The 11,836-nt window shown below is 71.4% G+C and carries 13 protein-coding genes; 3 read left to right on the forward strand and 10 right to left on the reverse strand.

Annotated elements, in window-relative coordinates; translation table 11 throughout:
• Positions 1-80 precede the first annotated feature (80 nt).
• Positions 81-353 (reverse strand): glutaredoxin family protein, encoded by a 273-nt coding sequence (locus tag LG395_RS39780; protein WP_225814320.1) that lies wholly within the window; start codon positions 351-353, stop codon positions 81-83.
• Between the two features lie 126 nt (positions 354-479).
• On the opposite strand from LG395_RS39780, the gene LG395_RS39785 reads away from it, so the two are divergent.
• From LG395_RS39785 to LG395_RS39795, 3 genes are all read left to right on the forward strand, one after another.
• Positions 480-1,400, forward strand: a complete 921-nt coding sequence (locus tag LG395_RS39785; RefSeq protein ID WP_171153966.1) for an HAD family hydrolase — start codon at positions 480-482, stop codon at positions 1,398-1,400.
• 283 nt (positions 1,401-1,683) lie between these two features.
• Positions 1,684-2,493, forward strand: coding sequence for an ECF subfamily RNA polymerase sigma factor, BldN family (locus LG395_RS39790; protein WP_225814321.1), 810 nt, complete (start codon positions 1,684-1,686; stop codon positions 2,491-2,493).
• 233 nt (positions 2,494-2,726) lie between these two features.
• Complete coding sequence (locus LG395_RS39795) at positions 2,727-3,959, forward strand: DUF5667 domain-containing protein (RefSeq protein WP_225814322.1); 1,233 nt, start codon at positions 2,727-2,729, stop codon at positions 3,957-3,959.
• A gap of 70 nt (positions 3,960-4,029) precedes the next feature.
• Here LG395_RS39795 and LG395_RS39800 read toward each other — a convergent pair whose 3' ends face one another.
• The 9 genes from LG395_RS39800 to LG395_RS39840 all read right to left on the reverse strand — a co-directional run bounded on the left by LG395_RS39800 (position 4,030) and on the right by LG395_RS39840 (position 11,745).
• Complete coding sequence (locus tag LG395_RS39800; RefSeq protein WP_225814328.1) at positions 4,030-5,094, reverse strand: lysophospholipid acyltransferase family protein; 1,065 nt, start codon at positions 5,092-5,094, stop codon at positions 4,030-4,032.
• Between the two features lie 13 nt (positions 5,095-5,107).
• Positions 5,108-6,169: an NAD-dependent epimerase/dehydratase family protein gene (locus LG395_RS39805; protein ID WP_171153974.1), complete on the reverse strand. Its 1,062-nt coding sequence runs from the start codon at positions 6,167-6,169 to the stop codon at positions 5,108-5,110.
• A 187-nt stretch (positions 6,170-6,356) separates the two neighbouring features.
• Positions 6,357-6,455, reverse strand: a complete 99-nt coding sequence (locus LG395_RS39810) for a 30S ribosomal protein bS22 (protein ID WP_003948845.1) — start codon at positions 6,453-6,455, stop codon at positions 6,357-6,359.
• Positions 6,456-6,589: 134 nt separating this feature from the next.
• The gene (locus LG395_RS39815; RefSeq protein ID WP_121791081.1) at positions 6,590-6,802 is read right to left on the reverse strand and encodes a helix-turn-helix domain-containing protein; all 213 of its coding nucleotides are present in this window, start codon (positions 6,800-6,802) and stop codon (positions 6,590-6,592) included.
• A gap of 129 nt (positions 6,803-6,931) precedes the next feature.
• On the reverse strand, positions 6,932-7,747 hold the full coding sequence (locus LG395_RS39820; RefSeq protein ID WP_171153976.1) for a phosphatase: 816 nt from the start codon (positions 7,745-7,747) through the stop codon (positions 6,932-6,934).
• A gap of 102 nt (positions 7,748-7,849) precedes the next feature.
• The gene (locus LG395_RS39825; RefSeq protein ID WP_225814329.1) at positions 7,850-9,022 is read right to left on the reverse strand and encodes an acetoin utilization protein AcuC; all 1,173 of its coding nucleotides are present in this window, start codon (positions 9,020-9,022) and stop codon (positions 7,850-7,852) included.
• Positions 8,973-10,190 carry an MFS transporter gene (locus tag LG395_RS39830; RefSeq protein ID WP_171153979.1) on the reverse strand — a complete coding sequence of 406 codons (1,218 nt, stop codon included), beginning with the start codon at positions 10,188-10,190 and terminating at the stop codon, positions 8,973-8,975. Before LG395_RS39830 ends, LG395_RS39825 begins: the two co-directional genes overlap by 50 nt.
• A gap of 104 nt (positions 10,191-10,294) precedes the next feature.
• A complete protein-coding gene (locus tag LG395_RS39835) occupies positions 10,295-11,008 on the reverse strand; it encodes a VC0807 family protein (RefSeq protein ID WP_225814330.1) in 714 nt (237 codons plus the stop codon).
• Between the two features lie 92 nt (positions 11,009-11,100).
• On the reverse strand, positions 11,101-11,745 hold the full coding sequence (locus tag LG395_RS39840) for an HAD family hydrolase (RefSeq protein WP_225814331.1): 645 nt from the start codon (positions 11,743-11,745) through the stop codon (positions 11,101-11,103).
• Between the last annotated feature and the right edge of the window lie 91 nt (positions 11,746-11,836).

Consider the following 11,836-nt stretch of genomic DNA (forward strand, 5'->3'; position numbering starts at 1 on the left):
AAACCGCACACACTCCTCACGAATCCCGCCCCCGAGACCAAACCGCCGTCGATCCTAAGCGACTTTCCGGCCGGTTTGTACTAGTCGGTCAGTGCCCGGCGCAGACGTTCCTCGTTCACGCGCCAGAAGGTGTGCTGTTCACCGTCGACCAGTACGACCGGGATCTGCTCCCAGTAGCGGTCGTGCAGCTCACGGTCCTCGGTGATGTCCTTCGGCTCCCACGGCACGCCGAGGTCGCCGCACACCTTCTCGACCACCGCCTGCGCGTCGTCGCACAGATGGCAGCCCGGCTTGCGGATGAGGGTGACCAGCCGCGCGCGCGGCTCGGCCCTGCGTCGGAAGAGGGGACTCATACCGGCCATTCTCGCGCGCCCGGCGCCCGTTCCGGATCGCTTCCTTAACGACCCGGTCGCGCAGAGTTCACAACCTCCCGACCTCCGCTCGCCGGAACCGCCGGGCGGACTGGCTATGCTCACGACATGGCCGCTCTCGGATGGCTCACTCCCCGTAGGCGCTCCGCCACGGCGCGGAGCGTGTTGGCAGGCGAGGCCTCGGCGGAGGCCGCCCGCAAGTCCTCGCAGGAAGCCCCGCGCGCCACGCCGGAGGAACCGGAGTTCCCGGTGATCGGGGACGACAGGGCCGCCGCCTTCTTCGACCTCGACAACACGGTGATGCAGGGCGCCGCGCTGTTCCACTTCGGCCGGGGACTGTACAAGCGGAAGTTCTTCGAGACCCGCGACCTCGCCCGGTTCGCCTGGCAGCAGGCGTGGTTCCGGCTGGCCGGCGTCGAGGACCCGGAGCACATGCAGGACGCCCGCGACTCGGCGCTGTCGATCGTCAAGGGCCACCGGGTCGCCGAACTGGAGTCGATCGGCGAGGAGATCTACGACGAGTACATGGCCGACCGCATCTGGCCCGGCACCCGCGCCCTCGCCCAGGCCCACCTGGACGCCGGCCAGAAGGTGTGGCTGGTCACCGCGGCCCCGGTGGAGATCGCCCAGGTGATCGCCCGCCGCCTCGGCCTCACCGGCGCCCTCGGCACGGTGGCCGAGTCGGTCGACGGCGTCTACACCGGCAAGCTGGTCGGCGAGCCGCTGCACGGACCGGCCAAGGCCGAGGCGGTCCGCGCGCTCGCCGTCGCCGAGGGGCTGGACCTGTCCCGCTGCGCGGCCTACAGCGACAGCCACAACGACATCCCGATGCTGTCCCTGGTCGGCCACCCCTACGCCATCAACCCGGACGCCAAGCTGCGCAGGCACGCCCGCGAGAAGGACTGGCGGCTGCGCGACTACCGCACCGGCCGCAAGGCGGCGAAGGTCGGCATCCCGGCGGCGGCCGGGGTCGGCGCGGTGGCCGGCGGCACGGCCGCGGCGATCGCCCTGAGCCGACGGCGCCGATAGCCGCCACGGCGTCCGCGCGCACGAATTATGCCGCGGCCATTTCAACACGCGCCGCTCCTCACCGAAATCGGCCTCTTTCCGGTCACCAAACGATCAGCTTGCGAACCCTGATCCACCATCAAACGGTTACGTATGCGACGCAATCGATGATTTGAGCAACTCGGTGTAGCAGGCCCTGCACGAAGCGTTATTCTCCTCAGACGCAAACCGGTACCCCTCCGTCGCTACGACGGGTGAACGGTCCCGCACTGCACGTGATGGAAGCTCTGCCTCTGGGAGTCCCGTGTACCCACACGTCGGGGTTGACGCCTCGGGCCTGGCTACGCTGCGCGCAACAGTCGCGATGGTCAAGGAGACGCTGCGCGGCTACGTCCCCACCGCGTACGCCGTCCCCGCCTCCGCCGTCCCCGCCTTCGCCGTCCCCGCCTTCGCCGCCGCCGCGCCCGCCGGCCCGTGCTACGCACTGGCCGACGGCGGAGCCGCCGTCGGCAGACGGGGGCGGGCCACCGGCGCGGCCACCGCCCGCCGTCCGGCCGCCGACAGCGACAGCGCCCGGATGATGGACCTGGTCGAACGCGCCCAGGCGGGGGAGGCCGAGGCCTTCGGGCGGCTCTACGACCAGTACAGCGACACCGTCTACCGGTACATCTACTACCGCGTCGGCGGCCGGGCGACCGCCGAGGACCTCACCAGTGAGACCTTTCTGCGGGCGCTCCGCAGGATCGGCACCTTCACCTGGCAGGGCCGCGACTTCGGCGCCTGGCTGGTCACCATCGCCCGGAACCTGGTCGCCGACCACTTCAAGTCCAGCCGCTTCCGGCTGGAGGTCACCACCGGCGAGATGCTCGACGCCAACGAGGTCGAACGCTCCCCGGAGGACTCCGTCCTGGAGTCCCTGTCGAACGCCGCCCTGCTCGACGCCGTACGGCGGCTCAACCCCCAGCAGCAGGAGTGCGTGACGCTCCGCTTCCTCCAGGGCCTCTCGGTCGCCGAGACCGCCCGGGTCATGGGCAAGAACGAGGGCGCCATCAAGACCCTCCAGTACCGCGCCGTACGCACCCTCGCCCGGCTGCTGCCGGACGACGCCCGCTGACCACGTGACCCAGGGCGACGGTCAACTCACCTTCGGTGAAAGTCCGTTGCCTTTCCGATCCGGTCATCCGCCGTCCGTAACCCAAGTGCCGCGCCAGTCGTTGTGCGGGATACAGGCTCCCTGTGGTCACGTCCTGGCCGACCCCGATCACCCGATCGCGTGAAGTTCCATGGGCGTGCAACCCTCAGGACCCCCTGGGGAGTCGACCGTCATGACGAGAGGAGGTGCCGCCAGTGATCGCGAACGTATCGGCGCACCGGCGGGCGAACGCCTTCGCCCAGGCCCTGGAGGAGCAGTCCGACCGGGACACGGCGGCCGAGCAGTCCGTAGGCCCGGCGGGATCACCGCCGACCACCGAGGACCGGACCGAGCAGGGCGAACTGCTGGCCCTGGCGGCGGGCCTCGGCGCGCTGCCCAAGCCGCAGCTCGACCCCGAGGTCAAGGTCGTCCAGCGGGCCCAGCTGGTGGCCGCGATGGAGGCCATGCTCCAGGAGGGAACCGGGGCGACGGATGCGCCGGTACCGGAACAGCGTTCCCACCGGGCCAAGGGCGCCCACCGGGCGAGCCCGCTGGGCAAGCTCCGCCCGCGCACGAGACTGACCAAGGGCCTGGCGGCCGGCGGGCTCAGCGTGGGCGTGGCCGCCGGGGCCTTCGGCGGGGTCGCCGCCGCCAGCTCCGACGCCCTACCCGGCGACTCGCTGTACGGACTGAAACGCGGCATCGAGGACTTCAAGCTCAACTACCTGACCGACGGCGACGACCAGCGCGGCCAGACCTACCTCGACCAGGCCTCCACCCGCCTCAGCGAGGCCCGGCGCCTGCTGGAGCGCGGCCGGGGCGGCCACCTGGACCACGAGTCCATCGGCGAGATCCGCCGCACCCTGTCGGGGATGCAGCACGACGTCGCCGAGGGCCACCGCCTGCTCCACGCGGCCTACGAAGCCGACCCGGACTCGCTCGGCCCCATCCAGGCGCTGTCCACGTTCTCCCGGTCCCACCGCCAGGTCTGGAGCGCGCTCAGCGACAGGCTGCCCACGCAGCTGGGCGATGTGAAACAGCAGGTGTCCTCGGTCTTCGACGCCATAGACGAAGAGGTCGCCCCGCTGCAGTCCCTGCTCCCGCAGCCACCCGCGAAGCCGGGCGACGGCAGGCACCCCGGCGGCTCCGGCCCGGCGTCCACCGGCACCTCCGACAGCCACCGGTCCACCACGCCGTCCGCCGGGAACACGCCGTCCGCCGGGAAGCACACCGGCACGGGCACCCCGAGCGGCCCGGCCACCGGCAACAGCGGCGACGGGCTCATCGGCGGTGACGCCGGCGGCCTGCTCGAACCGCCGAAGACCGGGCCCGACACCGCGTCGCCGTCCGCCGGCAAGCCCCCAACGGGCCAGCCGGACGTCACGATCCCGCCGCTCATCCCCGACCTGCTCCCCGGCCTGGGGATCGACGGGCAGGACGCGGACTGACGCGATCCGCGTACGGCACGAGGGCGCCCTTTTCCGAGCAGGGCGCCCTCGGTGCCGTCCACCGGACGTCTCAGAAGAACACCGAGCGCCGCTGCACCAACAGCTTGTACAGCGTGTGCTGGATCTGTTCCCGCACCTGATCGGTCAGATTGAACATCAGCATCGGATCCTCCGCCGCCTCCGGCGGATACCCGTCCGTCGCGATGGGCTCACCGAACTGGATCGTCCACTTCGTGGGCAGCGGGACGGCCCCGAGCGGACCGAGCCAGGGGAACGTCGGCGTCAACGGGAAGTACGGGATGCCCAGCACCCGCGCCAGCGTCTTGGCGTTGCCGATCATCGGGTAGATCTCCTCCGCCCCGACGATCGAGCACGGGACGATCGGCACGCCCTGGCGCAGGGCCGTGGAGACGAAGCCGCCCCGGCCGAACCGCTGGAGCTTGTACCGCTCGCCGAACGGCTTGCCGATCCCCTTGAAGCCCTCCGGCATCACCCCGACCAGCTCGCCCTGCCCCAGCAGCCGTTCCGCGTCCTCCGCGCAGGCGAGGGTGTGCCCCAGCTTGCGGGCCAGCTCGTTGACCACCGGCAGCACGAAGACCAGGTCGGCGGCGAGCAGCCGCAGGTGACGGCCGGCCGGGTGGTGGTCGTGCACCGCCACCTGCATCATCAGCCCGTCCAGCGGCAGCGTCCCGGAGTGGTTGGCGACGATCAGCGCCCCGCCCTCGGCCGGGATGTTCTCGATGCCCTTCACCTCGACCCGGAAGTACTTCTCGAACACCGGCCGCAGCAGCGACATCAGGACCTGGTCGGTCAGCTCCTCGTCGTAACCGAAGTCGTCGACCTCGTAGTCCCCGGTGAGCCGGCGCCGCAGGAAGGCCAGTCCGGCCGCCACCCGCCGCTCCAGGCCGCCGTCCCGGCCGCCGGCCTCCTCGGTCTGCGGCGGCTCCTCCTCGCGGCTCACAGGGGCGTCCTCCCGCGCCCGCGCCCGTCCCGGCAGGGGCTGGACCGCGCCCGTCTCCCCCGGCTCCGCGAGCGCACCGCGCCGGCTGCCCCCGCTGCGCCGCCGCGACTGGCGCTGTGCGGCGCTCCCGCGGGACCGGTCGTCGTCGAACGGAATGACCTTCGCATCCGCCATCTTGCCGCTCTCCTCAGTTGGCGCTGTGCGTCTGGGGGTGGCCGCCTGCCCTCGCGGTCAGCGCGGCGACCCGGTCGACGGCCGCCGCCAGGCCCTCCGGCGGCAGCAGCCCGGCACCCTGGCCGCGCGCGAAGTCCGCGAAGGTCCCGGCCGTCGTGTGGCGGGGCGTGAAGCCCAGCGTCTCGCGCATCTGGGCGGTGTCCACCACCCGCCCGTGGGTGAGCAGCCGGATCTGCTCCGGCGAGAAGTCCGTCATACCGAGCGTACGCACCAGGGAGCCGGCCCAGGTGACCGCGGGCAGCAGCAACGGCACGGTGGGCCGCCCGAGCCGCCGGGAGCACTGCGAGAGCAGCAGCACGCCGTCCCCGGCGATGTTGAAGGTGCCGCTGTTCAGGGTGCCCCGGCGCGGCTCGTGCGAGGCGATCCGCAGCACCTCGATGACGTCGTCCTCGTGCACGAACTGCAGCCGCGGGTCGTAGCCGAACACGGTCGGCAGGACGGGCAGCGCGAAGTACGAGGCGAGCGGGGTGTCCGCGGCCGGTCCGAGGATGTTGGCGAACCGCAGCACGCACACGGCGACGTCCGGCCGCCGCCGGGCGAACCCGCGCACGTACCCCTCCACCTCCACGGCGTCCTTCGCGAAGCCGCCGCTGGGCAGCGACTTGGGCGGGGTGGTCTCGGTGAACACCGCGGGATCGCGCGGCGCGGAGCCGTACACGTTCGTACTGGACTTCACCACCAGCCGCCGCACGGCCGGCGACTTCTGGCACGCGCCGAGCAGCTGCATGGTGCCGATGACATTGGTCTCCTTGACCGTGGCCCGGCTGCCGCCGCCCAGGGCCGTGCCCGTGACGTCCAGGTGGACGACCGTGTCCGCGCCGGTCTCGGCGAGCACCCGGGCGATGGTCGGCTGCCGGATGTCGGCCTGGACGAAGTCGGCGCCGCCGAGGTGGTGCGCGGGCGGCACCGCGTCCACGGCGATCACACGCTCGACCTCCGGGTCACGCTGGATCCGCCGCACGAACCGGCCGCCCAGCTGCCGGGCGACTCCGGTGACGAGCACGATCCGTCCCAAGATCAGCGCCTTCCTTCCCGTATGACCGGTATCCCGCGTTCCCCGTGTGCGGCCAACCTAGCCGGTCGATGTTGCGCTGTGATGACCCCGAGTGCGCCCGGCGGCGGAAATTCCCCCATCGGTATATGCCTGTGGCCCCCCACCAGTGCTGGTGGGGGGCCACAGGGCCACGCTCTCGCGGCGCCGCTTACTTCTTGTTACGGCGCTGAACGCGCGTGCGCTTGAGCAGCTTGCGGTGCTTCTTCTTGGCCATCCGCTTGCGCCGCTTCTTGATAACAGAGCCCACGACTACCCTCGCTCACTTCTCATCACTCGGTTGTTTGGGCGCCATGGGCCCACACGACCTACGAGGGGCTAGCCTACCCAACCGAGCGCCGAGGTCGTAATCGAGGGGTGCCCGGGGTCACCCGGGGGTCGCCGTCAGGCCGTCTCCACCCCCACATAGCTGTCGCGGAGGTACTCGTGTACCGCTTGCTCCGGGACGCGGAACGACCGTCCCACCCGGATCGCGGGCAGATGACCGCTGTGCACCAGGCGGTACACGGTCATCTTGGACACTCGCATCACCGAGGCGACCTCCGCCACGGTAAGGAACTGAACCTCGTTCAGAGGCCTCTCGCCAGCTGCAGCCATGACACACCTGAACCTTCCGCACTCGACGGCCACCGGCTTCCCCTTCCGGTGACTCTTCGTCGTTGCGTGCTCACTCCCCAGACTAGGGGCGGGTGATGCGAGTGGGGAAGAGGTGCACCCATCGGCGGCCTACTGTGACAGACACGCCCGATTGAGCACGTAGCGGATCAGCGGCCGGTAGTGAGCAGACCGCACTGCGTCATCAACCGGAACGGCGACGGACACCCGCCCCTCGGCCTCACCCACGAACAGCGCGGGGTCATCCGTGTCGGCCAGACCGATGGCCTCGAACCCCAGCTGACCAGCACCGCAGACCCAGCCGTGGTCCCCCACCACCAGCTCCGGCAGTGGCCCGCCGGCCTCCGCCGCGGCGTCCAGCGCGACCCGAACCGGGAGCGGCGAGTGGCTGTGGGCGCCCGGCTCACAACCGGGGCGCCCGCTCGCCGGTTCCCGCACCAGGGCAACCCCTCGTACGTATGCGAGGCGGTGCGTGCGTAGGCCGAACCGGGTCAATATGTCGACACAGCGACCCTGCGCCGGGGTGAGGACCTCACATCCCGCCGCCGACAGAGCGTCCGCCAGACCGGCGTAGAAACCCAGCAGCGGACGCGGGTGCCCGGTGCCGAGCAGCACGGGCGCGCCACGCCGGGCCACCTCCCGGATCCGCCCGGCGAAGGCGTCCAGCGCGGCGAGCGTCCGCTCCGGATCGATCACATCCGGTCCGGAAAGATATCGGGGATCGGCCGAAACCCCGCACTTCTCCGCCATCAGCCCGAGCAGTTCCCGGACTCCCCATGCCCCTTCGGGATCGATCCCGATCAGCACGCGTGGGTCCCGGGCGGCGAACAGCCGGTAGCTGCGCAGGCTGTCCTCCCGCGAGGTCGCCACCACCCCGGCCAGCCGGGCGGCCACCAGATGCGCTCGGAGACGGGCGGCGGTCGACACGGATGCGATGGTGGCCCATCGGGGATGCGGACGGGACGGGAACGCCGGAAGTCCGCACGGTTGGCCTAATGCCTTCCCCGACGGGTGGGCCGGGCCGACCCGTCAGGGAAGGAGGCCGCGCAACGGGAACACGGCCCGCCGGGTCGCCAGCACGGCCTGGTCGACCCGGTCGGCGGGGTCGTACCCCTCCTCCCAGGACGCCCAAGGCACCGGCCACAACCCGTCCGTCATGCGCCACGGCCCCGACTGCCGCGTGCGGGCGTACACGGCCTGCCGCCACGCCTCGGGGATCACCGCCTCCGGAGCCACCGGCTTCCCGGCCGCGATCCCCACCAGGTGCGTCCACGACCGTGGTACGACGTCCACCACCGCGTAGCCGCCCCCGCCCAGCGCGACCCACTTCCCCCCGGCGTACTCGTGCGCTAGATCGTGACACGCCACCTGCACCGCCCGCTGCGCGTCCAGCGAGACCGCCAGGTGCGCGAGCGGATCCTCGAAGTGCGTGTCGGCCCCGTGCTGGGTGACGAGGACCTGCGGCCGGAACTGCGCGAGCAGCTCCGGCACCACGGCGTGGAAGGCCCGTACCCACCCGGCGTCCCCGGTCCCGGCGGGCAGCGCCACGTTCACCGCGGCCCCCTCCCCCGCGCCCGCCCCGGTCTCCTGCGGCCACCCGGTCTGCGGGAACAACGTACGGGGATGCTCGTGCAACGAGATCGTCAGGACCCGCGGGTCCTCCCAGAACGCGGCCTGCACCCCGTCCCCGTGGTGCACGTCGACGTCCACGTAGGCGACCCGCTCGGTCCCCAGCTCCAGCAGCCGCGCGATGGCGAGCGAGGCGTCGTTGTAGATGCAGAACCCCGACGCCCCACCGGGCATGGCGTGGTGGAGCCCGCCCGCGAAGTTCACGGCGTGATCGGCGTCGCCCCGCCACACCGCCTCGGCCGCCCCCACCGACTGCCCGGCGATCAGCGCGGACACCTCGTGCATCCCCGCGAACGCGGGATCGTCGGCCGTTCCCAGCCCGTACGAGCCGTCCGCCCCCGCCGGATCGGCCGACGCGGCCTTCACGGCGTCGATGTAGTCCTCCCGGTGGACCAGCCGGAGCGTGGACTCGCCGGCCGGCTTCGCCGCGACGACCTCCACCTCCCGGTCGAGCCCGAAGGCACCGACCAGCCGGCGGGTCAGCTCCAGCCGGACCGGATCCATCGGATGGTTCCGACCGAAGTCATAGCCCGTTACTGCCTCGTCCCACATCAGCTGTGCGCGGCCGCTCATGCCCGCCACCGTATCGGTCCGGTTGAGCGGCGAACGACCTGGCGTACGCCAGTGTCACCAGCACCAACACCATCGGCACCAGCATGGCCCCCCGATAGCTCCACGCGTCGCCCAGAGCGCCCACCAACGGCGCGCCGACCAGGAACCCCACGTAGTTGAAGATGTTCAGCCGCGCGACCGCCGCGTCCGACGCCCCGGGGAACAGCCGCCCCGCCGCCGCGAACGTCTGCGGCACCAGCACGCACAACCCCAGCCCCAGCAGCGTGAACCCGAGCATCCCGGCCCACGCTCCGGGCGCCACGGCCACCACCGCGAACCCGCAGGCCGCGACCACCGCTCCGAGGCGCACGACCGCCACGGCCCCGAGCCGCCGGACCCCGAGGTCCCCGAGGGCCCGCCCCACGAGCGTGGTCACCATGTAGACGTTGTACGGCACGGTCGCCAGCTGTTCCGAGCTGCCCAGCACGTCCTTCAGGTACTTGGCGCTCCAGTTGGAGACCGTCGAGTCACCGATGTACGCGAACATCATCACCAGACACAGCGGCAGCAGCAGCCGGAAGACGACGGTCCCGCGCTCCGCGCTCCGCTCGACAGCGGGCACCGGCTCCCCGTCCACGTACCACCGGCTCCCGGCCAGCGCCGCCGGCAGCAGCACGGCCACCACCGGCAGGTACGACACCCACAGCGTGAGGTGCCAGTGCGCACCGGCCCAGGCCAGCGAGGCCCCCAGGATCGCACCCAGGCTGTAGACCGCGTGGAAGCCGAGCATGATGCTGCGCCCGTACGACCGCTGGAGGCTGACGCCGAGCATGTTCATGGACGCGTCCAGCGCGCCCACCGCCAGGCCGAACACCCCCAGCGCCACGGCCAGTACGGCGACCTGTCCGTGCCCGCCCGCCCCGACGCCGAGCAGCGCCAGCAGCACCACCGGCTGGGACCAGCGCAGCAGCACGCTGGGCCGTACCCGCTTCACCAGCTGCTCGGTGGCCACGCTGCCGGCCCCGGCGAGGACGGGCACGGCCGCCAGGAAGACCGGCAGCAGCGCGTCGGACACCCCGTACCGGTCCTGGATGGCCGGGATGCGCGTCACCAGCAGGGCGAAGGCGACGCCCTGGGCGAAGAAGCCGAACGCCAGCGAGGCCCTACCGCGCCGCAGCACATCAGTCATGGCGGCGAGAGTAGGGCCCCGGGCTACCGCTGGGTAGATCCGGCCAAAGATGAATTCTTCTCAGCTTCGGTCCGGGCTACGGACCACCCGGTTCCGCTCGGCGATCAGGCGGCGACGGCCACCTCGGGCCGCTCCGCCCGGCCGGCCTCCACCTCGGCCGCGAGCATCCGCTCCATCGGCCCCGCGGCCAGCCCACCGCTGACCACGAAACCGATCAGCATCGTGGCGATCAGGATCACGGACCCCAGCCACACCATGGTGTCCACCGGGACGGTGTAGGCCCCCACGACCCGTACGACGCACTCGGCCAGCAGGGCCACCCCCCACACCACGGAGAACGCCCGCTCCTTGGACCGGAAGGCCGCGGAATGGGCCGCCGCCCCGGACACCAGCCGCTGCCAGGCGGCTTCCCTCGCCGCGTCCCCCTTCACCACGAAGGGCTTCATGCCCGCGGTCATCATCGGCTTGCCGAGCCGGACGGACACCAGGATGCCGATGGCCACCGTGCTGCTGACCCCGCTGTCCTTGGCCAGCATCAGCCGGGGGTCGCCCGAGACGAAACTCAGCAGCAGGGAGACGACGTTCACGAAGAGGATCAGACCCGCCAGCGCGTTGGTCCGGCGCTCCCTGACCAGTCCCCCCACGGTTCGCGCCGCCGGCACGACACTGCTCCAGGCGAGCGCCGCGAACGTGCTCATTCCGAAGGCGTCCTTGAAGAGGTAGTACGAGCCGAGCGGCAGCGCCACATCGATGAGCAGCGGCTTGAAGTTGTCCAGCACGCTCGGCTTACGGCCCTGGTTCCCCGTGTTCTTCGTCATGCCCTCAGCTTCGTCCCCGGGCCGGGTCCGGCAGTAGGAACGTTCGTCCAGAGCTCCGCATGACAGATGTCAGCCCGCACGGCCGACCGGGGTCATACCAGCAGGTCGAGCAACTGGTCCATGCGGGAGAAGAGTTGACCGGCACCCGCGAGCTTCACCGCCGGCGTCATCGCGGTGAACCCGTACACGTCCATCCCGGCCGCCACGGCCGCCTGTACGCCCAGCGGGGAGTCCTCCACGACCACGCACCGCCCGGGGGCCGCGCCCATCCGCCCAGCGGCGTGCAGGAAGAGGTCCGGCGCCGGCTTGCCCCGCCCGACATCCTCCGAGCTGAAGATGCGCTCCTGCGGGAACCACCGGTCCAGTCCGGTCGTCCGGTGCCCCACCCGGATCCGCTCGTGACTCCCCGAGGAGGCCACGCAGTACGGCACGCCGTCCGCGGCCAGTTTCTCCAGTACGCCGGCCACCCCGGGCACGGGCCGCAACTCCCGCTCGAACGCGGCGAACACCCGCGCGTGGAAGACCTCGTCGAACTCCGCCGGCAGCCGCTCTCCCGTCCGCTCCAGAACCAGGTCGTGGATCCGGTGCATCGCCGACCCCATGTAGTCGCGGATGGAGTCCTCGTACGTCGTGGGATGCCCGAGTTCGGTCAGATAGGCGGCCAGGAGCCGGTTGGATATGGGCTCGCTGTCCACGAGGACACCGTCGTTGTCGAAGATGACGAGGTCATAGCGCATGAGTTCACCCTAAACGCAGAAAACCCCCGCACCGGAGGTGCGGGGGCTTTCCCAAAAATCGTTCGGCGGCGTCCTACTCTCCCACAGGGTC

Origin of the sequence: Streptomyces spinosus, from assembly GCF_020400655.1 — a bacterium.
GTDB classification, from domain to species: Bacteria; Actinomycetota; Actinomycetes; order Streptomycetales; family Streptomycetaceae; genus Streptomyces; species Streptomyces argyrophylli.

Coding starts and splice junctions, on each gene's coding strand:
- LG395_RS39800 (WP_225814328.1), bottom strand. CDS start 5,094: ATGGCGGATGCGAAGGTCATTCCGTTCGACGACGACCGGTCCCGCGGG.
- LG395_RS39815 (WP_121791081.1), bottom strand. CDS start 6,802: ATGGCTGCAGCTGGCGAGAGGCCTCTGAACGAGGTTCAGTTCCTTACC.
- LG395_RS39785 (WP_171153966.1), top strand. CDS start 480: ATGGCCGCTCTCGGATGGCTCACTCCCCGTAGGCGCTCCGCCACGGCG.
- LG395_RS39835 (WP_225814330.1), bottom strand. CDS start 11,008: ATGACGAAGAACACGGGGAACCAGGGCCGTAAGCCGAGCGTGCTGGAC.
- LG395_RS39830 (WP_171153979.1), bottom strand. CDS start 10,190: ATGACTGATGTGCTGCGGCGCGGTAGGGCCTCGCTGGCGTTCGGCTTC.
- LG395_RS39825 (WP_225814329.1), bottom strand. CDS start 9,022: ATGAGCGGCCGCGCACAGCTGATGTGGGACGAGGCAGTAACGGGCTAT.
- LG395_RS39780 (WP_225814320.1), bottom strand. CDS start 353: ATGAGTCCCCTCTTCCGACGCAGGGCCGAGCCGCGCGCGCGGCTGGTC.
- LG395_RS39840 (WP_225814331.1), bottom strand. CDS start 11,745: ATGCGCTATGACCTCGTCATCTTCGACAACGACGGTGTCCTCGTGGAC.